The 22,140-nt window shown below is 69.5% G+C and carries 25 protein-coding genes; 12 read left to right on the forward strand and 13 right to left on the reverse strand.

Annotated elements, in window-relative coordinates; translation table 11 throughout:
• Positions 1 to 18: 18 nt before the first annotated feature.
• Positions 19 to 510 carry an anthrone oxygenase family protein gene (locus AC069H_RS15740; protein WP_478232745.1) on the forward strand — a complete coding sequence of 164 codons (492 nt, stop codon included), beginning with the start codon at positions 19 to 21 and terminating at the stop codon, positions 508 to 510.
• Positions 511 to 517: 7 nt separating this feature from the next.
• Here the strand turns inward: AC069H_RS15740 and AC069H_RS15745 are convergent, their stop codons facing one another.
• The 3 genes from AC069H_RS15745 to AC069H_RS15755 all read right to left on the reverse strand — a co-directional run bounded on the left by AC069H_RS15745 (position 518) and on the right by AC069H_RS15755 (position 3,629).
• Entirely contained in the window at positions 518 to 1,201 is a 684-nt protein-coding gene (locus AC069H_RS15745; RefSeq protein WP_478232746.1) for an alpha/beta fold hydrolase, read from the reverse strand.
• 71 nt (positions 1,202 to 1,272) lie between these two features.
• The gene (locus AC069H_RS15750; protein ID WP_478232747.1) at positions 1,273 to 2,499 is read right to left on the reverse strand and encodes an RNA polymerase sigma factor; all 1,227 of its coding nucleotides are present in this window, start codon (positions 2,497 to 2,499) and stop codon (positions 1,273 to 1,275) included.
• Positions 2,496 to 3,629: a glycosyltransferase gene (locus AC069H_RS15755; protein WP_478232748.1), complete on the reverse strand. Its 1,134-nt coding sequence runs from the start codon at positions 3,627 to 3,629 to the stop codon at positions 2,496 to 2,498. The genes AC069H_RS15750 and AC069H_RS15755 overlap by 4 nt, the downstream gene beginning before the upstream one ends.
• Positions 3,630 to 3,703: 74 nt before the next feature.
• Here AC069H_RS15755 and AC069H_RS15760 point away from each other — a divergent pair, with 74 nt between their 5' ends.
• From AC069H_RS15760 to AC069H_RS15780, 5 genes are all read left to right on the forward strand, one after another.
• On the forward strand, positions 3,704 to 4,729 hold the full coding sequence (locus AC069H_RS15760) for a hypothetical protein (RefSeq protein WP_478232749.1): 1,026 nt from the start codon (positions 3,704 to 3,706) through the stop codon (positions 4,727 to 4,729).
• A 12-nt stretch (positions 4,730 to 4,741) separates the two neighbouring features.
• Positions 4,742 to 5,029 carry a hypothetical protein gene (locus AC069H_RS15765; protein ID WP_478232750.1) on the forward strand — a complete coding sequence of 96 codons (288 nt, stop codon included), beginning with the start codon at positions 4,742 to 4,744 and terminating at the stop codon, positions 5,027 to 5,029.
• Positions 5,030 to 5,092: 63 nt separating this feature from the next.
• Positions 5,093 to 6,427: a hypothetical protein gene (locus AC069H_RS15770; RefSeq protein ID WP_478232751.1), complete on the forward strand. Its 1,335-nt coding sequence runs from the start codon at positions 5,093 to 5,095 to the stop codon at positions 6,425 to 6,427.
• Positions 6,411 to 6,959, forward strand: coding sequence for a hypothetical protein (locus AC069H_RS15775; protein WP_478228783.1), 549 nt, complete (start codon positions 6,411 to 6,413; stop codon positions 6,957 to 6,959). The genes AC069H_RS15770 and AC069H_RS15775 overlap by 17 nt, the downstream gene beginning before the upstream one ends.
• Before the next feature lie 6 nt (positions 6,960 to 6,965).
• A complete protein-coding gene (locus AC069H_RS15780) occupies positions 6,966 to 7,214 on the forward strand; it encodes a hypothetical protein (RefSeq protein ID WP_478228782.1) in 249 nt (82 codons plus the stop codon).
• 449 nt (positions 7,215 to 7,663) lie between these two features.
• Here AC069H_RS15780 and AC069H_RS15785 read toward each other — a convergent pair whose 3' ends face one another.
• Positions 7,664 to 8,458: a TetR/AcrR family transcriptional regulator C-terminal domain-containing protein gene (locus tag AC069H_RS15785; protein ID WP_478232752.1), complete on the reverse strand. Its 795-nt coding sequence runs from the start codon at positions 8,456 to 8,458 to the stop codon at positions 7,664 to 7,666.
• Positions 8,459 to 8,526: 68 nt separating this feature from the next.
• On the opposite strand from AC069H_RS15785, the gene AC069H_RS15790 reads away from it, so the two are divergent.
• Together AC069H_RS15790 and AC069H_RS15795 are read left to right on the forward strand one after the other, a co-directional pair.
• Positions 8,527 to 11,244 carry a DEAD/DEAH box helicase gene (locus AC069H_RS15790; RefSeq protein WP_478232753.1) on the forward strand — a complete coding sequence of 906 codons (2,718 nt, stop codon included), beginning with the start codon at positions 8,527 to 8,529 and terminating at the stop codon, positions 11,242 to 11,244.
• Positions 11,241 to 12,401 (forward strand): SWIM zinc finger family protein, encoded by a 1,161-nt coding sequence (locus AC069H_RS15795; RefSeq protein ID WP_478232754.1) that lies wholly within the window; start codon positions 11,241 to 11,243, stop codon positions 12,399 to 12,401. The genes AC069H_RS15790 and AC069H_RS15795 overlap by 4 nt, the downstream gene beginning before the upstream one ends.
• Here the strand turns inward: AC069H_RS15795 and AC069H_RS15800 are convergent.
• The 6 genes from AC069H_RS15800 to AC069H_RS15825 all read right to left on the reverse strand — a co-directional run bounded on the left by AC069H_RS15800 (position 12,338) and on the right by AC069H_RS15825 (position 17,005).
• Entirely contained in the window at positions 12,338 to 12,985 is a 648-nt protein-coding gene (locus tag AC069H_RS15800) for a DUF4865 family protein (protein ID WP_478232755.1), read from the reverse strand. The two genes, AC069H_RS15795 and AC069H_RS15800, sit on opposite strands and share 64 nt — an antisense overlap.
• Positions 12,986 to 13,010: 25 nt before the next feature.
• Positions 13,011 to 13,439 (reverse strand): hypothetical protein, encoded by a 429-nt coding sequence (locus tag AC069H_RS15805; RefSeq protein ID WP_478228243.1) that lies wholly within the window; start codon positions 13,437 to 13,439, stop codon positions 13,011 to 13,013.
• Positions 13,440 to 13,751: 312 nt separating this feature from the next.
• The gene (locus AC069H_RS15810; protein WP_478232756.1) at positions 13,752 to 15,371 is read right to left on the reverse strand and encodes an acyl-CoA dehydrogenase family protein; all 1,620 of its coding nucleotides are present in this window, start codon (positions 15,369 to 15,371) and stop codon (positions 13,752 to 13,754) included.
• Positions 15,355 to 15,960 carry a TetR/AcrR family transcriptional regulator gene (locus tag AC069H_RS15815; protein WP_410646765.1) on the reverse strand — a complete coding sequence of 202 codons (606 nt, stop codon included), beginning with the start codon at positions 15,958 to 15,960 and terminating at the stop codon, positions 15,355 to 15,357. Before AC069H_RS15815 ends, AC069H_RS15810 begins: the two co-directional genes overlap by 17 nt.
• A 32-nt stretch (positions 15,961 to 15,992) precedes the next feature.
• The gene (locus AC069H_RS15820; protein WP_478228241.1) at positions 15,993 to 16,451 is read right to left on the reverse strand and encodes a peroxiredoxin family protein; all 459 of its coding nucleotides are present in this window, start codon (positions 16,449 to 16,451) and stop codon (positions 15,993 to 15,995) included.
• Positions 16,452 to 16,471: 20 nt separating this feature from the next.
• The gene (locus tag AC069H_RS15825; protein ID WP_478232757.1) at positions 16,472 to 17,005 is read right to left on the reverse strand and encodes an RNA polymerase sigma factor; all 534 of its coding nucleotides are present in this window, start codon (positions 17,003 to 17,005) and stop codon (positions 16,472 to 16,474) included.
• Between the two features lie 144 nt (positions 17,006 to 17,149).
• Here AC069H_RS15825 and AC069H_RS15830 point away from each other — a divergent pair, with 144 nt between their 5' ends.
• Genes AC069H_RS15830 through AC069H_RS15845 form a run of 4 tightly spaced genes read left to right on the forward strand, consistent with a single transcriptional unit; the run spans position 17,150 to position 19,842 of the window.
• Positions 17,150 to 17,665: a DinB family protein gene (locus AC069H_RS15830; RefSeq protein WP_478232758.1), complete on the forward strand. Its 516-nt coding sequence runs from the start codon at positions 17,150 to 17,152 to the stop codon at positions 17,663 to 17,665.
• A 2-nt stretch (positions 17,666 to 17,667) separates the two neighbouring features.
• On the forward strand, positions 17,668 to 18,435 hold the full coding sequence (locus AC069H_RS15835; protein WP_478232759.1) for an NAD(P)-binding domain-containing protein: 768 nt from the start codon (positions 17,668 to 17,670) through the stop codon (positions 18,433 to 18,435).
• On the forward strand, positions 18,432 to 19,190 hold the full coding sequence (locus AC069H_RS15840; RefSeq protein ID WP_478232760.1) for a putative protein N(5)-glutamine methyltransferase: 759 nt from the start codon (positions 18,432 to 18,434) through the stop codon (positions 19,188 to 19,190). Before AC069H_RS15835 ends, AC069H_RS15840 begins: the two co-directional genes overlap by 4 nt.
• A 10-nt stretch (positions 19,191 to 19,200) precedes the next feature.
• A complete protein-coding gene (locus tag AC069H_RS15845) occupies positions 19,201 to 19,842 on the forward strand; it encodes a class I SAM-dependent DNA methyltransferase (protein ID WP_478228236.1) in 642 nt (213 codons plus the stop codon).
• Between the two features lies 1 nt (position 19,843).
• Here AC069H_RS15845 and AC069H_RS15850 read toward each other — a convergent pair whose 3' ends face one another.
• The 3 genes from AC069H_RS15850 to AC069H_RS15860 form a co-directional block, all read right to left on the reverse strand.
• Positions 19,844 to 20,683 carry a class I SAM-dependent methyltransferase gene (locus AC069H_RS15850; RefSeq protein ID WP_478232761.1) on the reverse strand — a complete coding sequence of 280 codons (840 nt, stop codon included), beginning with the start codon at positions 20,681 to 20,683 and terminating at the stop codon, positions 19,844 to 19,846.
• Positions 20,684 to 20,778: 95 nt separating this feature from the next.
• Positions 20,779 to 21,135, reverse strand: a complete 357-nt coding sequence (locus tag AC069H_RS15855) for a VOC family protein (protein ID WP_478232762.1) — start codon at positions 21,133 to 21,135, stop codon at positions 20,779 to 20,781.
• Positions 21,136 to 21,161: 26 nt separating this feature from the next.
• Entirely contained in the window at positions 21,162 to 21,686 is a 525-nt protein-coding gene (locus AC069H_RS15860; protein ID WP_478228233.1) for a DUF4303 domain-containing protein, read from the reverse strand.
• Positions 21,687 to 22,140: the final 454 nt, after the last annotated feature.

A 22,140-nucleotide genomic window follows, 5' to 3' on the forward strand; every position in this document is an offset into this window, starting at 1 on the left:
GGAAGGGAGGCGACAGGAATGGCGACGCTGAGCGAGATCGTCCTGATCGCGGCCGTCATCACGGCGGGGTTGATCGCGGGCTTGTTCTACGCCTACACGTGCTCGGTCATGCCGGGGCTGGGCCGGGCGGACGCCCGGACGTACGTGACCGGGATGCGGGAGATCAACATCGCCATCCTCAACGGCTGGTTCGCGATCGGCTTCGGCGGCGCGCCGTTGCTCGCCGCGGTGGCGGCGGCGCTGCACTTCCGGTCGGAACTGCGGTCCGCGCTGCCGTGGATCATCGCGGGGTTCGTCCTGCTGCTGGTGATGCTGATCGTGACGATGGCACTCAACGTGCCGTTGAACAACGCGCTCGAAGCCGGTTTCGACGGCGACAAAACCGACTTCGAGGCGCTGCGGGCGAAGTTCGAGGGTGTCTGGGAGCGGTGGAACCTGGTCCGGACCTTGGCCGCGATCGGTGGCTTCGGCGCTCTGGTGGGCGGGCTGATCGTGCACGTCCGCGGCTGACCTCCGGTCAGACGTCGAGCACCTCCCGGAGCAGCGGAGCGAACGCGGTGGCTTCGGCGGCGAAACCACCGTGGTCACCGGGGAAGTAGGTCGGATCCAGCCCGAGTCGGCCGGCCGCGAGCACCGCGGCCTCGTGTGCGGGCTGCCCGGCCGATTCCTTGCCGACACCGACGACGATCCGGATCTCCGGTGGGAGACCACCCTCACCCGCCTCGAAACCGGCCTCCGCCATGAACTTCGCCATCGCCGCCTCGATACCGTGCTCGCGGTGGATGCGCAGTAGCTCGTCGGGATCGATGTCGGGCTGTTCGTCCAGCAGGCTGGTCAGCGGCGGTTCGTGCGCCACGAGCGTCCGTACCCGCCCGGGGTGGCGGGCGACGAGCTCGAAAGCCTGCATGCAACCACCGCTGGACGCGAAGATCACCGCGGGTTCCTCGCTCACGCTGTCGAGCAGGCGGAGCGCGTCGGCGGCGTGGACCTCGATCCGCTGCTCCTCGTCGGGATCGTCGAGGGTGCTGCGGGAGATCCCGCGCGGGTCGTAGGTGATCGCCGTGTAGTGCTCCGCGAGCAGGCCCGCGATCGGCGCGAACATGCCGGAATCGGCCGCACCACCGGGGATGCACAGCAGCGCCGGACCGCTGCCGGTGACGGTGTGGTGCAGCCGGGCGCCGGGGACGTCGAGAACGGCCATCGGATGACCCCTTCCTTTCGGGACTTGTCGCTCACCGACGAACGGCGGCACCGCGGACAGACACCCCGGCATCAGGAGATTTCGGCGAGTTTTCCCGACAGGTAGGCGCGCTCGGCATCCGTACCGGCGAGCGCGAGCGCCTCGCGGTAGGCGCCGGCGGCCTCCTCGAGACGACCGAGACGCCGCAGCAGGTCCGCGCGGGTCGCGGGAAGCAGGTGGTAGCCCGGAAGACTGCCGGTGAGCTTGTCGACCAGCACGAGCCCGGCTTCGGCGCCCTCGGCCATGGCGACGGCGACCGCGCGGTTCAGCTCGACGACCGGCGAGGGCACGAAACGCAGCAGCTCTCCGTAGAGGGCGGCGATCTGCGCCCAGTCGGTCTCGGCGGCGTGGGCCGCTGTCGCGTGGCAGGCGGCGATGGCGGCTTGGATCTGGTACTGCCCGGGGACACCGCGGCGGAGCGCGGACTCCAGCAGTTCGGTGCATTCGGCGATCTCGGCGGTGTTCCAGCGGCCGCGGTCCTGGTCCTCGAGCGAGACGAGGGTGCCGTCACCGTCGACCCTCGTGGAACGGCGAGCGTCGTGCAGGAGCAACAGGGCCAGCAGTCCGAGGACCTCCGGTTCGCCGGGCATCAGGTCCGCGAGGATCCGGGCGAGCCGGATGGCTTCCGCGGAGAGGTCGGGCCGGAGGAGATCGGTGCCGACACTTGCCGAGTAGCCCTCGTTGAACAGCAGGTACAGCATCCCCAGCAGCGCGGCCGTGCGTTCGGGCAGCAGCTCCGCGGGCGGGACCCGGTACGGGATGCCCGCGGTGCGGATCTTCCGTTTCACCCGGACCAGACGCTGCGACATCGTCGCCTCGGAGACGAGGAAGGCGCGGGCGATCTCGGCGGTGGTGAGCCCGGCCAAGGTCCGCAGCGCGAGCGCGACCTGGCCTTCCAGCGGCAGCGCGGGGTGGCAGCACGTGAAGATCAGCCGGAGCCTGTCGTCGTGGACGCCGCTCTCGTCCCGTTCCGGCTCGGCGGGGACGTCCAGTTCGGCGGCTTCCCGCAGTTTCGCCGCGCCGACGGCCTCGCGCCGGATCCGGTCGGTGGCCCGGTTGCGTGCCGCCGTGGTCAGCCAGGCGCCGGGTTTCGCCGGGACACCGTCACGGGGCCAGGTGCGCAGCGCGAGCGCGAACGCCTCCTGGACGCATTCCTCGGCCAGATCCCAGTCTCCGGTGACCCGGATCAGGGTGGCGATCACCTGCCCGGACTCCTCGCGGAACGCTCGGGTGATCGCGGCGCCGAGGTCGGTGGTCACCGCAGCAGCCCTTCCAGGAGCGGGACGATCTTCTCCGGAGGCGGGTACGCGGTGACCTCGTCGCGCAACCGCGCTGCCGCTTCCCAGTAGGACGGTTCCCGCAGCACCGTGGTCACGGCATCGCGGATGTCCTCCGGTGTGGCTTCGATGACGTCGAGGACGGTGCCGAGCCCGAGTTCGATGACCCGGTCGCCGTTGTGGGGCTGGTCGGCGCCCATCGGGAGCAGCACCATCGGCAGCCCGTGCGCGATCGCGCCCAGCAGGCTGCCCGAACCGCCGTGGGTGAGAGCCGCGTCGCAGTACGGGAGGACGTCGTCCTGCGGCAGGTACTTCGTGAGATGGATGTGCTCCGGTTGGGGGCCGAACTCGGCGGGGTCGAGGAGATTCCCGACGGTCACCACACACGTCGCGTCGACGTCCTTCAGCCCGGCCAATGCCCGGGTGAACAGGTCGCCGGATTCGGTGTTGAAGATCGTGCCGAGGGTGAAGTAGACCGTCGGGCGGCCCTCGACGTGCCAGTCCGGCGCCGGTCCACGGCCGGGAACGGGATCGTGGAACGGCTGTGCGGTCGGCGGCAGCGGGAACCGGGGATCGCGGAGACTCGCGGGGAACGGTGAGAGCACGAGATGGCGATAGGCCATTTCGAGGTTCCGCTGCCGGGGAAGCCCGTGGGCGGCACGGACCTCGTTGAGCGCGTCGTCGACAAGTTCGGGACGGATGAGGGCACCCGCCGCCATAACCAGGACGGTCGCGTGGGGGAGATCGAGCTTTTCGGCCGCGATCATCGCGCCGTGATCGGCTTCGTCGCAGACGAGCAGATCCGGTGTCCAGTCTTCGCAGAGCGCCAAGACGTCCTTCGCGCGCAAGGGTGCGGTGCGACGGACGAACCCGTCACGGAAGTCGGCGTCCTCCCGGTCCCGGTCGACAGGCAGCAACGGGCGACGGCGTCCGTCACTGCCGAGATTGGGCCCCGACGGGAACGCGGCGAATCCCGCCGCCTCGACGATCGGGACCATGAACGGCTCGCCGGTGAACGCGATCGTGTGGCCCGCGTCGGCGAGCGCGCGGGCGAGGGGGAGCAGCGGCCGGAAGTGACCGTTGCCGCCGGCGAAGGTGAACAGAACACGCATGCGATCGACCCTATCGGCGGTCTTACCGGCGTTGCCTCGCTTTTCGCACGGGCGGGCAGCGCTACCCTGCTGCGGTGATCGATACGGACGCCGACGAGGTCCGGCTGTGCGCGCTGGAAGGCTGCGAGAATCCCTTGCCCCCGCCCGCGGTGGACGCCGACGGGAAACGCAAGGGCGGCAGGCCTTCGGCCTACTGCGGCAAGACCCACGCCGACGCCGCGTCGCGCGCCCGGCGGGCGGCCGCCGTGGCGAGCGTGGCCGATCCGCTGCTGGAGGTCCGCCGGATCGCCGACGAGTTCACCCCGGCCGCGGCGTCGCTCGTGGAACTGCTGGACGCCATGCGCTCGCGCTTCGACAACGCCGCCGAGGCGGCGCTGGGCCGGGTCACCGAAGCCGAAACCGACGCGGCCGCGGCCCGGCGCGAGGCCGAGGACGCGCAGCAGGCGGCGGCGAAGGCCGACACCGCGCGCGCGACCGCGCTGGCCGCGTCCCGCGACGACAAGATGGCCAAGGCCAAAGCGGAACGCGCCGCCGAACAGGCCCTGAAGGACGCCGAGGAGACCCGCCAGCGTTCGTGGGCCGAAGTCGCCGCCCACGAACGGGCCCGTGGCGCCGCGGAAGCCGCGACCGTGGCGGCCGAACGCGCCCGAGACGCGTTGGTCTCCGATCTCCGGACGCTGCGCGAGGACTTCGCGGCCGTCCGGGACGAGAAGACCCGGCTGGCGGCGGAGCTTGGCGAGCGGGACACGGCGCTGGCCAGGGCGGTTGCGGAACTCGAAGCGCTGCTGGACCGGCTCGACGAGGCGAAGGCCAGGGCGACGGTGTCCGAAAAGGACTGTGCCGCCGCGCGGGAGGAATCGGCCGCTCTGCGTGGAGAACTGGACCGCGTCCGAGCCGAACTCGCTCAGGAGCACACGGCCAGGAGCCTCGCCGAAGCCCGGGCGACGGCGCTGGCCGAAGAACTGGAGCGCGCGCAGGCCCGTGCCGCCGCGGATCAGGCGCGGTATGACGACGTCGTCCGGCAGCTGGCCGAACTCGCCCGTCCTCCGGTCGTCGAAGAATCGCCCGAATCGCCTGTGGAGGCGTCCGAGCTGAAGTAGAGTCCACCGGCTGTGAGCGGGTACGAGGTCGAAATCGGTCAGCTGCGGAACGCGGCCAAGGCGGCGGGATCCGCCGCGGACCAGGCCAGAGCCGTGGAACCGGGCACCGGCATGGACGCCATCGCGACGGCGTTGCCCGGTGGGGAGGCCGCGAAGAGCGCGCCCACGCTGGCGTCGACGTTCACCGAGCGCGCGAAGGGGTGGGCCGGCGAGATCGACGGCTGGAGCGAATCGATCACGAAAGCCGCGAACGCGTACTCCGAAAACGAGAACTCCGCGGAGGAGGCTTTCGGCGGATGACGATCGGCTACGACGACGTCCGCAAAATGGGACGCTGAGGCGCTCGAAACGACGGCCACCAACTTGGGCGGGCGGCGGGACAAGCTCATCGGGTTGCAGGACGAACTCGACGACGCCAGGAAACTGCCCGATTGGCGAGGCCCCGCCGGCGAGCGCGCACGCGGCTCGCTGGGCGACACGCGGAACAAGGCCGAGATCCTGATCGCGGAGCTGTCCGCCGTCGAAACCGCCCTGCAGAACGCGTCGGACGAGGTGTCCGCGCTGAAGACCAGAGTCGCCAACAACGACTCCCTCGCCGGCACCTACCAGTTCCGCATCGCCGCCGACAGCGCGATCGTGGACGACAAACCCGCCGACCCACCGCCGAAATCGCGGTTCGAGGCCGAGGAGTACGCCGAGTCCCGGCGGCACCGCGAAACCATCAGGAAGCAGCTGGAGCAGGAGACCAAGGCGATCCTCACCGCGGCGACCAACATCGACGCCGCCCTCGCCCGGGTGATGCGGCTCGCGCAGGACGCCCAGATCAGCGACCACGGGGCGACCGACCTGGCGGGCGCCAGGAAGAGCGGGGAGATCGAGGCCGGAGTCATCGAGATGGAGCAGTCCCTGCGTGAGGCGGGGCTGCTGATCGGGCCGCCCGCGTCCGGCCATTACCGGCAGTGGCTCGAGAACGCCGTACGCCGGGGCGTATCGATCGACACCATCAAGAAGATCGCCGACGACCACGACATCACACCGGACGACTTCAAGGTCCTCGACGGTATGGAAGAGATCCGCGAGGACGAGGACGGCGACGGGACGTTCAAGTCGTACTTCTTGATGCCGACCGACATCAGCGGGGACGACGCGGCCAAGGCCGTGCGGATGACCTACATCCTGAACGCGGGCACCGACTACGGGACCGAAGGCGAGAAGACCGACTTCGCGCCGACCCCGTACGGCTCCGAGGAACTGCGGCGGATCACCGACCGGCAACGGGAGAACTCCTGGAGCTACGACGACGACGTGGGCTTCGTGCACGGCAACGGCGGACGGCTGGTGACCACCCCGAACGGCATGATGATGGGCCTGGGCGGGAACCTCGTCCAGGACCAGTTCAGCCAGCAAGGCGGAACCGCCTGGGGCGACACGTTCATGCTGAACATCGACGACCCGAAGGATCCGGCGCAGCAACTCCGAGAGGTCGTGAAGTCGGGCCACGCCTGGTACGAGGGCGACAACGGCGTGTCCCAGGGTTCGCTCGACCTGGACCGGTTGCTGCATCACGAGGAGCGCCACTCCCAGCAATGGGCGCGCGAAGGCTACGCGGGCTTCCTTGCCTCCTACGCGTGGGAGCAGGTCACCGGCGGCAACGAAACCGAGGAAGACGCGGGACTGACCGATGGCGGATATCACTAGGGGTTCGCGCGTCGCCTGCGCCGCCTTGCTCGTGGTGGCGATGACCGCGGCGTGCGACACCAAGGCGCAGTTCGCGCCGTCGCTGCCACCGGAGGCCGGATTCCGGGTTGATGACGGTGTCCTGAAACTGTGGACGGGCACTCCATGCGAGGGCGTCACCGGCCTGAGGTTGACGTTCGACTCCGGCACCCAGGCAAGCACGGAACAGGTGTGGACCGCGCCGCGGCCAGGAGTGCGGGTCGAGCACCTGGACCTGCTCGGGGTGTCCTTTCCGGACACCGGTGGCCCGCTCCAGGTGCGGACACCGCTGCCCGCGGACTACGACTGGACCAAGGCGGGCTCGGTCAGCATCGCCGTCGACGGACCGAAAGCGAACGGCGCCAAGGCCGACGTCGCCCAGGTGCTGCGCGAGTCGGCCCAACATCCGTCTGGGAGCTACCTGTTCGGCCGGAGCGGCTGGATGGACGCGGCGGCCGTGCAGCGTGAGAACCGGAAGTCGTTCCTGACCGTCTGCACTCCCGACCCGGAGTGATGGCTCATGGATACGCCGGAGAGTGCCTCGCGAACGGTGCTGCGCCGCATCGTGCTGGGCGCGTTCGCCTGCGTCGCCGCGGTGATCGTGCTGCTCGTCGGACGCGCGGTGCTCAGCGCGACCGGCCTGTCGTCCGATCCGCACGGCTACGGGATGTTCGCGGGAATCCTGTTCACGGCGGTCCTGACCCCGGTCGCGCTGGCGTTGTGGCTGCTCTACCGCTCACTGCGGCGACGCGGCAATGACCTGAGGTGATAGGGGCTTGGCTCCGGACTCGCCGATGGGAGCCAGCCGTACCGCGAGTGTCCATAAAGGACGCGTTCGCGTGGCGAGATGTCTGATTTACGCTCGTAGGCACGACCCCGGTGACCCACTCGGTACCGGCGCCCGTGCCCGCCCGAAGTACATGAAGGACCCCTTCCCTCGGCTGAGCCGAAGGAAGGGGTCCTTCACGCGCGGCCGCCGTGCCTGCTGTGGCCGCTGGTGCCTACTGGATTCGGCTGGGGCTGACCCTGAAGGTCCGTGAAAGCCTCCTTCACTACCTTCAGGGTAGGCAAGGAGGCCTTCACGGACACATGATCAGCCCCAGCCAAATCCAGCAGGCACCCAAGACGCTCTCGGCCCTGACCCGAACCGCCACTCACGACCCCACTTCGACTCTGCCGGCCCCTGGGGTCAACCGAGGGAAGGAGGCCTTCACGCGCTCAGGACGGCAGTTCCCGCTCGGACCCGCGTGCCTGCCCAGTGATCAGCTGCTCGACGCCGTCCAGGATCCGCGCCAGCCCGAACCGGAAGGTGTGCAGCGGCGCGCTCGCCGCACCGTGCGTCTCGCCGGCCGCCTGCCCGATCCGCGCCGCGAGCGGGAACAGCCCGGCGTCGGCTTCGGGGATCTCCGCGAGCACGGGCGCGCTGGCCGTCCACCACTCCATGTCCGTCAGCCCGGATCGCCGTACGAGACTCGCCGATTCGACCGAGCCGCGCGCGATGCCCTGGACGAACCCGTTGACCATCGCGACCACGGCGTCCATTTCCAGGTCGGTGAGCCCGATCGCGTCGACGGCCCTCAGTTCGCGTTCGTGTTTGGCGAAGGTGTGCGGGCCTAGGGGGAGACGGCCGGTGGTGAGCTGGAGCATCCACGGATGCCGGTGGTACATCTCCCACGCGTCCTCGGCGAGGATCGTCATCGTGACCCGCCAGTCGTGGCTCTCCGGTGGATCGGTCAGTTCGCCGTGGACCCGGTCGATCATCAGGTCGAGCAGTTCGGCCCGGCCGGGGATGTAGGTGTAGATCGTCATGGGGGAGACGCCGAGTTTCTCCGCGTCCCGGCGCACCGACAGCGCGGTGAGGCCCTCGGTGTCGGCCAGCTCGATCGAGGCGGTGACGATCTCCTCGACGGTGAGCTTCGGCTTGGGGCCGCGGCGGGGTTTCTCGCGCACACCCCAGAGCAGTTCGATGGTCCGCCGTGGATCGCCCGTGCCGGTGTGGTCCGCGTCTGTCATCACGTTCTCTCTACGGTGTACAGAGTTGTGTTATCCTGAACTGTACACCGTACAGAGATTGGGGTTGAGTGGCGTCTCACGACGGTTTCGGCAGTGTCGTTTTCGAACCGAAGAATCCCCCTCGGACCAGCGGATTCGTCTTCTGGAACGCCGAGGGGAACACGCCGGGGACCGGGGAGGTGACAGTCGCCCTCCCCGAGGTCACCACGGTGCCGTGCGTACGGCTACCGATGGTCGAGGCGCTCCCCGCGCTGCTGCGGCTTCGTAAGAGCGACGATCCCTCCGCGCGTTTCTGGAGCACTGCGGCCACGGCGGCGTTGAAGCTCGCCGAGGCGGGCAGGCTGCTGCCCGGGCTCACGGAGTCCGATGTGGACGCCTGGCGCGCGGGCCCGCTGGAACCCGCCGATGCCGCTTGGCTGCGCGAGCTGTCCGAAGCGATGCCGGCGCGGGCACGAGCGATCCCGGGCGAGGGAAACCTGCTTCCCGCGCGGTATCCGTTGCTGCGTGCGTTCCTCGACGCCGTGGCCGACACCCTTCCCCGCACGCCGGCGGCCGCGCAGGCGGCGGGCGTCAAGGCGTTCGCCGCCGCGCCCGCGCATCGTGTCCCGCAGTTGCGGGACTGGGCGGCCGAGGTCGCGGCGGGGCTGGATTCGGGTGTCCGGGTCTCGGTGCGGATCGAGGCACCGGGTGACGACTTCACGAGCGGCCGCTTCAGCGGGGTCGTCCAGGTGCACAGTCTCGCCGATCCCGGCGTCCTGATCGACGCCGCCGCGCTCTGGGCGGGCGACGACCGGTTCGGCCCGCGAGCACGGATCGACGTCATGCTGGCACTTCGCCGCGCCGCCCAGCTGTGGCCACCGCTGGAACCCCTGCTCAGCGCCGCGGTGCCCGATGAGGTCGTACTCGGCGACACCGACATCACCGAACTGCTCACCACGGCCGCGCCCCTGCTGGCCACGGCGGGTATCGACGTGCACTGGCCCGCCGATCTCGTCCGTGACCTGAGCGCGAAGGCCGTCGTCGGCGGCGGTGCCGCGCCGCCTGCCGACCTTCCGTCGTTCTTCGCCGGCGGCACGTTGCTGCAGTTCGACTGGCAGCTCGCGCTCGGCGGCGCACCCCTCACCGCGGCAGAGATGGACGCGCTGGCCGAGGCCCACCGACCTGTCGTGCGGTTGCGCGATCAGTGGGTGCTGGTCGATCCGGCGTTGGCGGCGAAGGCGCGGGATCGCGCGTTGAAGCCGCTCACGCCGATCGACGCGCTCGGCGCCGCCCTGAGCGGGACGGCCGAGGTCGACGGTGAACGCGTCGACGTCCTCACCGACGGCTGGCTCGCCGCGTTGCGGGAACGGCTGCTCGCGCCACCTGAGCCGCAGGCACCGCCGCGCGGGCTGGCCGCGACCTTGCGCGACTACCAGATGCGCGGCCTGCAATGGCTCACCGCCATGACGTCGATCGGGCTCGGTGGCTGCCTCGCCGACGACATGGGTCTCGGCAAGACGATCACGCTGATCTCGCTGCACCTGCATCGTGCGGACGGACCGACGCTGGTCGTCTGCCCGGCTTCACTGCTGGGGAACTGGGAACGCGAGATCACCCGGTTCGCCCCCGGTGTCCCGGTGCGCCGGTTCCACGGCACCGAACGCTCACTCGAGGATCTCGACGACGGCTTCGTGCTCACGACCTACGGCACGCTGCGCGCCGACCCGGAACCGCCGGCGAGTGTCCGCTGGGGATTGCTGGTCGCCGACGAGGCCCAGCACGTCAAGAATCACCGCTCCGGCACGGCGAAGGCGTTGCGGACGCTGACGTCGTCGGCGCGGGTGGCGCTGACGGGCACCCCGGTGGAGAACAACCTCGCCGAGCTGTGGGCGATCCTGGACTGGACGACACCGGGCCTGCTCGGCACCATGGCCGACTTCCGCCGGGTGTGGGCGAAACCGGTCGAGTCCGGGAAGGACCCCGAGGCCGCGGAGCGCCTGTCCCGGCTGGTCCGGCCGTTCCTGCTGCGCCGCCGCAAATCCGATCCGGGGATCGCGCCGGAGCTGCCGCCCAAGACCGAGACCGACCGGCCGGTGACGCTCACCGCCGAGCAGGCGGCCCTCTACGAGGCGACGGTGCGCGAACTGATGGCCGAGATCGCCGGGAGTGAGGGCATCGCGCGCCGCGGCCGGATCGTCAAGCTGCTCACCGGACTCAAGCAGATCTGCAACCACCCCGCGCAGTACCTCAAGGAGCCGTCGGAAGCGGTGCTGGACGGGCGGTCGGGCAAGCTCGAGCTGCTCGACGAACTTCTGGGCACAATCCTCGCCGAGGACGGATCGGTGCTGGTGTTCACCCAGTATGTCGCCATGGCACGGCTGCTGGAACGTCATCTCGCGCAGCGCGGGATCGGCACGCAGCTGCTGCACGGCGGCACACCGGTGCCCAAACGCGAGGAGCTCGTGCGCCGGTTCCAGGCCGGTGAGGTGCCGGTGTTCCTGTTGTCGCTCAAGGCGGCGGGGACCGGGCTCAACCTGACCCGCGCCGATCACGTCGTGCACTACGACCGCTGGTGGAACCCCGCGGTGGAGGACCAGGCGACCGACCGCGCGTACCGGATCGGACAGACCAGGCCGGTGCAGGTGCACCGGCTCATCGCCGAGGGCACGGTCGAGGACCGGATCGCGGCGATGCTGCGGGAGAAGCGTGCGCTCGCCGACGCGGTGCTCGCCGGCGGCGAGGCCGCGCTGACCGAACTGACCGACGCCGAGCTGGCCGAACTGGTCGAGTTGAGGAGCCGCCGATGAGCACGCCAGACGACCGCGTCCGCGGTTTCCCCGCCTTCGGCGCCCAAAGCGGACGCGGCCAGTTCGCCCGCTCGTGGTGGGGCCGCGCGTGGATCAGCGCGATGGAGGACACCGCGCTGGATCTCCGTCAGCTCAAACAGGGCCGCAAGTACGCCGCGGCGGGCCGGGTCGGTCCGATCACGGTCAGCCCTGGGCGGATCGCCGCCGTGGTCGACGACCAGGAGGGCCAGTACCGCACCGAGGTCCGTCTCGCGGAGCTGACCGGCGACGAGTGGGACCGGTTCCTCGACCGGGTCGCCTCGCGCGCCGGGCATCTCGCCGCGTTGCTGGACCGGGACATGCCGCACGACCTCGTCGAGGCCGCCGACGACGCCGGGGTGCATCTGCTGCCCGGGATCGGCGACCTCGACCCGGACTGCGACTGCCCCGGCTGGGAGTTGCCGTGCCGCCATGCCGCCGCGCTGTCGTTCCAGGCTTCGTGGTTGCTCGACGCGGATCCGTTCGTGCTGCTGTTGATGCGCGGCAAGGGGGAGCGGGAACTGCTCGACGAATTGCAGCGACGCAACGCTCCCCGGTTCGTGCGCACCGGCGACGACGAAGTCCCGACCGAGCGCGCGTACGCCGACGAGCCGGGTTCGTTGCCGGATCTCGCCGGATTCGCTCCCACTGGAGGCCCGACTGTGCCGGGTGCGCCCGGCATCCCGGCCGAGACCTTCGCCCTGCTGGTCGCCAACGCGAGCCAGATGGCAGGTGCGCTGCTGACGTCGCGGCCGAAGCTCACCCGTAAGCAGGACGCCGTCCGCCTCGCTGCGACTCATCCGGAGACCGTCGACAGGCTGCGCCCGGCCGAGAGCGCTGAGGACTTCGACCGTGCGGTGCTCGCCTGGCGGTACGGTGGCCGGACCGGTCTCGACGTCCTGGAGACCACGTGGACCCCGCCGCCGCAGGCGATGGGCCGGGCACGGGCCGCGTTCGCCGAGGTCGTGGACGACCCCGGCCAGGGGCTGGACGCCGAACGCAACCACTGCACCGTCCACGGAACCGGGGTGCAGGTGCGGCTGGGCAAGGACGGTCTCTGGTACCCGTACCGGGATCAGTGGCCCGCCGGCCCGCCCGAAGCCGATCCCGGCGCGCTGTTCGCCGCCTTGCTCGGCTGATCCCACTGCCGTCCTCGCCGCAGCTGATCCAGGTGCGGCGAGGACAGGTGGAGGATCCGGTAACGAACCTCGTCCGACTCCGGCGCCTCGCCCGCCCACAGGCTGTAGCGGACGACCTGCCAGGTCCGCGGATCGACGGCGAGCGCGCTCGAATGCGCGCCGTCCTGGCGCAGATGCTCGCGAAGTCCGTCGAGTGCTTCGCCGAGGAAGGCGACCGGGTCGGTCTCGTCGGGGATCCGCACGGCGTGCTTTCCCGCCGCGACCGGGGTCGAGCCGAAAGCGGGTCCTTCCTCGAACCCGAGCACGGTCCAGTGCTGCACGGCGGGACGCCCGAAGGATTCGACGATGCCGCTGAACGGACCGCCGAACAGGAAGGCGTTCATCCCGGCCTCGTCGTGCCACAGGTAGAAGGGCGAGTACTGGTTCAGCGTCGAGCCGTCGACGCCGCGCTCGCGGATCCCGTAGACCTTCAGCCCCAGACCGCCGAAGTCGTCGAGCAGATGCCCGCGCGTGGCGACGCGTTCGCGGATGATGCCCATGTCGTAGTCGGCGGGGAGGGTGATCTCGTACTGCATCGCATGCATGTCGTACATACTAGTAGGTACAGAGCTATTTCCGGTTGAGCCGGACGATCCCCTCGTCACCCTGCACCGCGACGACGGCGATCACCTGCCGGTTGATCTGGTGCACCATCCCCGGCGGACCCGACACCGCCTCGCCCATCCCGCCGGAAGCCGGAGCGAGACCCACCTTCCCGGACTGGACCGTGACCGCGAGCGGGCCGGCGCCGCCGTCGTTCGGGATCTGGTCGCCGGTCCGGACCAGCACCTCACACTCCCCATCCGAGCAGGCTTTCAGATTCCGCCCGTCCACCGCGACGAACGGCGCGCCGGACGGGGCCGCCGCCTCCATCAGCACACTTCCCGCGGAAGGCCTCGAACTCGCCGCGGCGAAGATCGGCGTCGGAGTCGCTGTCGCGCAGCCGGCGGCGAACAGCGCCAGGGGGACCAGGACCAGGCATCTTCGGCGATCGACCATGACCGACGAACGTAGCCGAAGCGCGAGCCCTTGCATGCACCCGAATTCCGCAATCGTGCGGTTGTTCGCAGTGCTCGGCGCCGGTCCGGCCGGGGGAGTCGGCCGGACCGGCGCAGCACGTGGTCATGCGGGCACCGAGAGTCCGGAACGCGCGAAAAGGACTCACTTACCTGCGCGACACCTCGACATACCTCGGCAGGGCCGCCACCCAAGGAACTCAGCGAGGAGTGAAGGCCTCCTTGCCTACCTTCAGGGTAAGCAAGGAGGCCTTCACGGACGAGCCGTCATCGGGAGGCCGATCCTCCCGGCCGCTCAGACCTCCGCACGGGCGATGATCGCCCGCGTGTCCACTCCGGACGGAAGCGTCCCGAACGCGACACCCCAGTCGCCGCCCAGCCGCGACGCGCAGAACGCGTCGGCCACCGCCGGCGTCCCGTGCCGCACCAGCAACGAACCCTGCAGGACGAGCGCCATCGACTCGACCAGCCGCCGCGCCCGGTACTCGATGTCCGACAGATCCGACAGTTCCTTGCGCAGCCTGCCCACCGCGTCGTCCAGCCGCGCGTCGGCACCGGACGCCTGCTCGACCTCCGCGAAATACGCCGCCACCGACTCCGGCTGCTTCGCCATCGCCCGCAACGCGTCCAGCGCCGCGACGTTGCCCGAACCCTCCCAGATCGACATCAGCGGAGCCTCACGGTAGAGCCGCGGCATCCCCGACTCCTCGACGTACCCGTTCCCGCCGAGGCATTCCAGCGCCTCCACCGCGTGCGACGGACCGCGTTTGCACACCCAGTACTTCGTCACCGCCAGCCCCAGCCGCCGGAACGCCTGCTCCTGCTCGTCCTCCGGCCGGTCGGTGGCCGACGCGAGCCGCATCCCGACCGTCGTCGCCGCCTCGGACTCCACGACGAGGTCCGCCAGCACGTTGCCCATCAGCGGCTGATCCACCAGATTCGCCCCGAACGCGCGACGATGCCGCGCGTGGTGGACCGCCCGCACGGCGCCGTACCGCATACCCGACGCGCTCCCGACCGCGCAGTCCAGCCGGGTGTTGTTCACCATCTCGATGATGGTGCGCACCCCGCGGCCTTCCTCGCCGATCAGCCAGCCGATCGCGTCGTCGTACTCGATCTCCGAGGACGCGTTGGACCGGTTGCCCAGCTTGTCCTTCAGCCGCTGCAACCGGATCCCGTTGCGCGTGCCGTCCGGCAGGATCCGGGGGAGCAGGAAACACGACAACCCGCCCGGTGCCTGGGCCAGCGTCAGGAACATGTCCGACATCGGCGCCGAGGTGAACCACTTGTGCCCGACGATCACATAACCGCCGTCGCCGAGCGGCCGCGCCGTGGTGGTGTTCGCCCGGACGTCGGAGCCACCCTGCTTCTCCGTCATCGACATCCCGGCGATGAGCCCGCGCTTCGAACTCGGCTCACGCAACCCGAAGTCGTACTCCGTCGCCGCCAGCAGCGGCTCGTACCGCGCGGACAGCTCGGGATTGAACCGCAACGCCGGAACCGCCGCGTACGTCATCGAAATCGGGCACGTGTGCCCCGCGTCGACCTGGCCCCAGACGTACATCTTCGCTGCCCGCGCCGCGTGCGCACCCGGCCGGGAATCCCGCCACGGCGCCGCGTGCAACCCATGGGACACCGCGACGTCCATCAGCTCGTGCCAGTGCGGGTGGAACTCGACCTCGTCGATCCGGTTCCCGACCCGGTCGTGCGTCCGGAGCACCGGCTCGTTCTCGTTGACCAGCCTGCCCCACTCCTGGGCCTGCTCGCTCCCGGCCAGCCTGCCGAGGGCGTGGACCTCGGCCACCGCCCAGCCCGCGCCCGCCCGCTCCAGCCCTTCCAGCAAGGCCGGGTCGGCGGCGACGTCGTACTCCGCCAGCGGCGGGACCTGATTGGTGACCTCATGAGTGCTCGGCATCGGAACCTCCCAAGGAACGCAGGACGAAAGTGCGCAGCCCGGACACCTCGTCCGCACTGCCGGTGGTCAACGGGCCGATCAGCACCTCGGCGGCCGCCCCGACGAGCGCCGCCGCGGTGACGTCCGCGTCCTGGGCGGGCAGCGCCCCGGACCGGACGCCGTCGGCCACGTGCTGGGCCACGACGTCACGGAAGGCACGCCGGAACACCAGCCGCTCGGCCTCGATCGGCGCGTCGACGGGCTCGGCCAGCAGCGCGTACGCCATCCGCGGCGTCTTCAGCGCCCGGCTCGCGAAGGTGTCGAAGACCGCCACGACCCGCTCGGCAGGCGTGCCGGGCCGCTCCGACACCTCGCGCACCGCCTCGACCTCACGCGTGACGACCTTGCGGAACAACTCCACGACCAGGGCGGCCTTGGTGGGGTAGTGGCGGTACACGCTCCCGACCGCCACGCCCGCCCGTTCGGCGACCGCCGACACCGAGCAACCCGCGTACCCGCGCTCGGCCAATTGCTCCATGGCGGCGGCGAGAACGGCGTCGCGCTGGGCGTCCAGGCGCTCCTGGACCTTCGGTGTACGTCGATACGGCACCCAAGAAGTGAAGCACTGATTCACACCTTCAGTCAACGCACCCTGGCGAGCCCCTCCACCGCCCTGGCGATGCCCTTCTTGTCATAAGCACTCGTCGGCATGGTCGCCGCATGGGCATGCCGGACCACCCCGTCCCGGTCGATCAGCACACTGCCCGACTGCTGCAGCATCTTCTTCGCCAATCCGAACGCCTCATGCGGCGTGCCGTTCCGGCCCGAGACCACCGGGAGCGACAACCCGCGCTTCGCCCGCCACGCCTTGGCCTCCGCCCGGCCCTCGGGAACCGCCACCAACACCCGCACACCGGCCGCCGCCAGCTCCTCGGACCGCGCCGCCAGGTCCTTCACATGGCCGGTGCACACCGGACACGTGGTCGAGCGCATGAAATAGATCAGCACTCCGGCCGTACCGCGGAACTCCGAAAGCCGCACGACCTGCCCGGTCGTGTCCTCCAGCGCGACATCAGGGACCGTGGAACCGATTTCGAGCATGAAAACTCCTCAAAAGAAGGTCAGGAAGCGGGGTCGTCGAGAAAGGCACGGACCGTCGCCCGCGCACGGTGCAGCCGGGACTTCATCGCGGCCGTGCTCAGACCGAGCGCGTCGGCGACCGCCCGGCCCGAATGCCCCTGGATGTCACGCATGATCAAGACGCGACGCTGGTCGGCGGGCAACTCGGCGATCGCCGCGGCCACCCGCTGCGCCTCCAGCCGATCCAACGCGTCTTCCTCGGCCGAAACCACCGCGACGGAATCCGCCGGACCCGCACCACGCACCACCCGGCGCGCCCGACGGAGGCATTCGTTGCGCACGATCCGGAACATCCACGACGCGAGCGCACCCGTGGCCCGCAGCGTGCCGATCTTCCGGTACAGGATGATCAGCGCCTCCTGCGCCGAATCCTCCGCGTCCTCCGGCGAAGCACACAGCGACCGCGCGAACCGCTGCACATGCGGATGGGAACCCGAGACCAGCGCGGCGATGGCGGACGCGTCCCCGCCCTGCGCCGCCACGATCAACGATTCCCTCGGCCACTCGGCCTCCACGACAACCTCCTCCTGCGCCGAGCTTGTCCCGGCCCCTACAAGAGCCGCGACCCTCGCGAAAGGATTCAGCAGCCTCCACGTGACCCCGCTCACCCCAGCGGGCGCACCACGAACCCCACGTCACCCGATGGCATGATCGCCGCTATGACATGGACCGCCCCCGAGGTGACCCGGCCGTCCGGCGACACCGCCGCCGACGAGCCGACCCTCCTGCCCTCCCTGCTGGCCTGGCACCGCAGCACCTTCCTCCACAAACTCGCCGGCCTCACCGGAGAACAGCTCGCCACGGCATCGGTCCCGCCGTCGAACATGACCCTGCTCGGCCTCGTCCGGCACCTCGCCAAGGTCGAACGCTTCTGGTTCCGCCTGCGCTACGCCGCACAGGACATCGAACCCCTCTACGACCCCGCCCTCGGCAAGGACCACGACTTCGAAGTCCTCGACGCCGCCAAAGCCGAAGAGGCATACGACATCCTCCTGGACGAGATCCGGCTCGCCGACGAAGCCGCCGCCGAAGGATCCCTCGACGACACCTTCGACCTCGGCGGGAACCCGTTCTCCCTGCGCATGCTCTACCTCCACATGATCGGCGAATACGCCCGCCACAACGGCCACGCCGACCTCATCCGCGAACGCGTCGACGGCCACACGGGAGCCTGACCATGGACTACGGATTCGTCGGCGCGGGCGAGATCACCGCCGCCATCGTCGAAGGCCTCAGCAAGGACATCACCGACCCGCCCTCGATCTTCCTCTCACCCCGCAGCCGCAGCGTCGGCCAAGAACTCTCGGCACGCTTCGCCAACGTCGAAGTCCGCGACAGCAACCAAGCCGTCCTCGACAGCGCCACGACCATCGTGCTCGCCGTCCGCCCGCCGATCGCCGAAGAAGTCCTCCGAGACCTCACCTTCCGGCCCGACCACGTCCTGATCAGCGCCCTCGCCGGCGTCCCCCTCGACCGGCTGCGCGACTGGGCCGCCCCCGCCCGCGAAGTCGTCCGGAGCATTCCCCTGCCCCCGGCCGCGCGCCGCCAAAGCCTCACCGCGATGTACCCCGACAACCCCGAAGCCCGAGCCCTCTTCGACAGCATCGGTGGCAGCGTCGTCCCCGCCGCGGAGAAGGACCTCGACGTCTTCAGCGGCGCCACGGCCACCTTCGCCGCCCACCTCGACTACCTCGGCACCATCGCCGCCTGGATGACCGACCAAGGCATCGAGGACACCACGGCGACCGCCTTCACCAGCCACATCTTCGGCCAGCTCGGACACTCCCTCGTCCAGCAGAGCGGCTCCCTCGAAACCCTCACCGGCAAACACATGACCCCCGGCGGGCTCAACGAACAATTCCTCACCGACCTGCGCACCAACGGCGTCCCCGACACCGTCCGCCAGGCCCTCGACGGAATCCTCACCAGACTGCGAAACCAGTGACCGTCATCGAAAAGCTCCGGGCCGCCGGATGCGTCTTCGCCGAAGACGAAGCCCACCTGATCACCGCCGAAGCCCGCACCCCCGACGAACTCGACACCATGATCCAGCGCCGCATCGACGGCGAACCGCTCGAAGTCATCCTCGGCTGGGCGGAATTCCACGGACTGCGCATCACCGTCGAACCCGGCGTCTTCGTGCCACGGCAACGATCAGAACTCCTCGTCCGCCACGCCGCCACCCTCGCCGGACCAGGAGCGGTCGTCCTCGACCTCTGCTGCGGCACCGGCGCACTCGGCGCCGCCATCGCCGCCGAACTCGGCGACATCCGGCTCTACGCGGCCGACATCGAGCCCGCCGCAGTCCGCTGCGCCCGCGTCAACGTCGCCCAAGCCAGGGGAGAGGTCTTCGAAGGCGACCTCTACACACCACTACCCGCGACGCTACGAGGCCGGGTCGACATCCTGGTCGTCAACGCCCCGTACGTCCCCACCGACGCCATCGCGATGATGCCGCCCGAAGCACGCGACCACGAACCTCGCGTCGCCCTCGACGGCGGGCACGACGGGGTCGAGGTCCACCGCCGCGTCGCCGCCGAAGCCCCACAATGGCTCGCACCGGGCGGGCACCTGCTGATCGAAACCGGCGAAAGCCAGGCCGCGAGCACCGCGGAAGCCATGGCACACAACGGATTGACCCCCGAAGTGGTCACCGACGAAGCGCTGTACGCGACGATTGTTGTCGGTGCTCGGGTCTAGGGTCGCCGCCGTGACCGACTACCTCCAAACCACCCGCACCGCCTACGACACGGTCGCGGCCGACTATGCCGAACTGCTCCGCGACCACCTCGCCGGATCCACCTGGGACCGCGCCGTGCTCGGCGCGTACACCGAACTCGTCCAGGCCGCCGGCGGCGGCCGCGTCGCCGAAATCGGCTGCGGACCCGGCCGCATCACCGAGTACCTCCACCAGCTGGGCCTCGACATCCACGGCATCGACCTCTCCCCGGAAATGGTCGCCGTCGCCCGCAAGTGGTACCCCCACCTGGACTTCCGGGTAGGGGAGATGCCCGGTTTGTCCATTGAGGACGGTGCATTGACCGGCGTCGTCGCGTGGTACTCCATCATCCACACACCACGAGAGCGGCTGCCGGAGATCTTCGCCGACTTCCACCGGATCCTCGCCCCGGGCGGCCACCTGCTCGTGGCCTTCCAGGTCGGCGACGAAGTACGCCACATCGAGCACGCCTATGGGCACGACATCTCCTGCGACGCCTACCGCCTGTCGCCCGAGAAGATCACCGAGCAGCTGGGGGAGGCGAAGTTCAGCGTGCTCTCCACCCTCGTCCGTGAGCCGTCCGAGGAATTCGAAAGCACGCCACAGGCCTACTTGATCGCCCGCAAGCAGTAGCTCAAGGACGCCGGGCCTCGACGAGCCAGGCCGCCGAGCCGTAGAAAACGCCTCGGTCGGTCTGGTGCTCGGCGAGATCGGCTCGCAAGGCATCCACAGCCGCGGTGCGAGCGGCCTCATCCAGGTCGCTCAACCGGCCACCATGCTGCTCGACGATGAAGTCGGCCGCGTCATCCACGTCCTGGCCGAAGTACATCGGCTTGGTCACCGCGGTGCACCGGACGTCGGAGTACCCGGCCGAGACCAGCAACTTCTCGGTCTCGGCCGGGTCGCTCAGCGCGAGATCCGACGACGGCACCTCACGACCCGCCGCGAAGATCGTCCGGAACGTGGTGATCCACTCGTTGAGCCGCAACGGCTGCCACGTCAGCAGGATCAAACGGCCACCAGGCCTTGTCGCCCTGGCCAAGTTGGAGAACGCGGCCAGGGGAGTACCGAAGAACATCGATCCGTGCCTGCTGATCACCACATCGAACCGCGCCTCGGCGAACGGATGGATCTGCGCGTCCACCTGCGCGAAAGAGACATTGGGAACGCCTTCATCCTCGGCGAGCCGACGAGCGAGAACCAGCATCTCACCGGAGAGGTCGACACCCAGCGCGGAACCGCGACTGGCGAACCGCGCCGCGTCCCTCGTCGTCTGACCCGCACCGCAACCGACGTCGAGGACGTTGTCAGTCGGCCTGATGCCGGCCGCGGCGAAGAACGTGTCGCGATAAGCAGCGACACCGTCGTCGAAACGCTGCGCGCGCTGCGCCCAAAGAGCGCCGTCGTCACCGTCCCACGCCATCAACATCCGCTCGTTCGACGGATCGACATGCACAGCGGCGCACTCGGACATTTCGGCTACCCCCAGGTTCTCTTCCGAAAAACGACCCTAGCTGACGGAGTTCGGCGGGGACGTCAGCGAGCCTATGGTGGAACTGTTCGACCGGATCACCCGGCGTCTGGTCCCGCCCGACGCGAAGTAGCGTTGGCGATGTTGACCATCCAGGTGATCCCGAACTTGTCCACGAGCGCGCCGGCCTCGTCGCCCCACACCTGCTTCTCCAGCCGCATGGTCACCGTGCCGCCGACGGACAACTTCTCGAAATGGCCGCGGAGTTCGCCATCGCCACCGAGGTAGACCGCGACGTTGTTGCCAGGGGAGTGCGGCACGTCCTCGACCTGGCCGTCAACGTCGCAAGCCATCAGCGTGTATCCGTGCGGGGTGTCGAGCTGGGCGTGCATGACCTTGTCAGCGTCGGGGGAGTCCGGCGAGCCGAAGTCCGCGATCCACCGAATACACGACATCCTGTGGCGGGTATTCGCCGCAGGATTCAGGCCAGGCCCCAGTAAGCCAGCCAAGCGTCCAACGCCGGCCCGGGCGGGTTGAGCCGACGAGCACGGGCGACGTTCTCCTCGTCGTCAGGAACGACCTCGGCCAGAACCAGCACGTTCCCGCGAGCTTCGCCGACACCGAACAGACCTTCGTCAGAGAGCCTGCGCAGCGCCGTCTCCATCGCACGAAGCCGAAGATCGAACTCCGCGTCGGAGGCATCGTCGTCGGCGATGTCGAACACCTCCGGCCGGGCGGCGAACAGCTCGCGGACCGGCTTCAGATGTTCCTCACCACCGATCGAAAACGGTGAATCGGCGTAGGAGTAGCGGACGTCGTCGGCGTCTGGTCGCTGTGTCAGCGCCTCGTGCGACCACGCCGACAGAGCCGGACCAAAGGCTTCGCCGGGCGTGGTCAGCGTGACGTAGTAGAACGTGTGGCCGGGGTTGTCGCGGAACAGGTCTGTGACGGCTGCACGAGTGGCCGTGGTCAACGCGTCGGCAAGGTCGGCTTCGGTAGGAATCACCAGGGCATCGAACCATGTCCCGCTTCAGCCTGAGGGAGGACATGTCCTGACCTTACTTGACATAATGTACATTATCGGCACTTTGGCTGACCTGGATAACGATGGCCGAGAGGGGCCTCGATGCAGGCGCGAAGGGGTCCTTCGTCGCATTTCATGCAGTGAAAGCGCCCTTCGCCACGCCTGATGCGGGCATGGCTCCCTTTGGCTCACCCTGAACCGGGTCGCCACAGATCTCCTGAGGCGACCCATGGCACCCCCGGCGACGCGAAACGGAGGTCCGATCACCCAGCCTCAATACGTCACTGTGACGAATCGATGTGGGTCTCACGGAGCCATTGATGATCAATGGAGGCGTCAGGCGCGGTTGGATCTCGTCGAGTCGGCCAGTCTGGCGACGACATGGACCCAAGTGCCGCCTAGGTGGCCCAAGTGTCACGAAAGGGTCGTTCCTGAC

This window comes from Amycolatopsis sp. NPDC043887 (genome assembly GCF_056435665.1).

Excerpts from the sequence above, each read along its gene's own strand:
- AC069H_RS15820 (WP_478228241.1), bottom strand. The coding sequence starts at position 16,451 with ATGCTCGAAATCGGTTCCACGGTCCCTGATGTCGCGCTGGAGGACACG.
- AC069H_RS15775 (WP_478228783.1), top strand. The coding sequence starts at position 6,411 with ATGGCGGATATCACTAGGGGTTCGCGCGTCGCCTGCGCCGCCTTGCTC.
- AC069H_RS15810 (WP_478232756.1), bottom strand. The coding sequence starts at position 15,371 with ATGCCGAGCACTCATGAGGTCACCAATCAGGTCCCGCCGCTGGCGGAG.
- AC069H_RS15780 (WP_478228782.1), top strand. The coding sequence starts at position 6,966 with ATGGATACGCCGGAGAGTGCCTCGCGAACGGTGCTGCGCCGCATCGTG.
- AC069H_RS15740 (WP_478232745.1), top strand. The coding sequence starts at position 19 with ATGGCGACGCTGAGCGAGATCGTCCTGATCGCGGCCGTCATCACGGCG.
- AC069H_RS15830 (WP_478232758.1), top strand. The coding sequence starts at position 17,150 with ATGACATGGACCGCCCCCGAGGTGACCCGGCCGTCCGGCGACACCGCC.
- AC069H_RS15745 (WP_478232746.1), bottom strand. The coding sequence starts at position 1,201 with ATGGCCGTTCTCGACGTCCCCGGCGCCCGGCTGCACCACACCGTCACC.
- AC069H_RS15785 (WP_478232752.1), bottom strand. The coding sequence starts at position 8,458 with ATGACAGACGCGGACCACACCGGCACGGGCGATCCACGGCGGACCATC.
- AC069H_RS15800 (WP_478232755.1), bottom strand. The coding sequence starts at position 12,985 with ATGCATGCGATGCAGTACGAGATCACCCTCCCCGCCGACTACGACATG.
- AC069H_RS15795 (WP_478232754.1), top strand. The coding sequence starts at position 11,241 with ATGAGCACGCCAGACGACCGCGTCCGCGGTTTCCCCGCCTTCGGCGCC.
- AC069H_RS15805 (WP_478228243.1), bottom strand. The coding sequence starts at position 13,439 with ATGGTCGATCGCCGAAGATGCCTGGTCCTGGTCCCCCTGGCGCTGTTC.
- AC069H_RS15835 (WP_478232759.1), top strand. The coding sequence starts at position 17,668 with ATGGACTACGGATTCGTCGGCGCGGGCGAGATCACCGCCGCCATCGTC.
- AC069H_RS15755 (WP_478232748.1), bottom strand. The coding sequence starts at position 3,629 with ATGCGTGTTCTGTTCACCTTCGCCGGCGGCAACGGTCACTTCCGGCCG.
- AC069H_RS15850 (WP_478232761.1), bottom strand. The coding sequence starts at position 20,683 with ATGTCCGAGTGCGCCGCTGTGCATGTCGATCCGTCGAACGAGCGGATG.
- AC069H_RS15855 (WP_478232762.1), bottom strand. The coding sequence starts at position 21,135 with ATGTCGTGTATTCGGTGGATCGCGGACTTCGGCTCGCCGGACTCCCCC.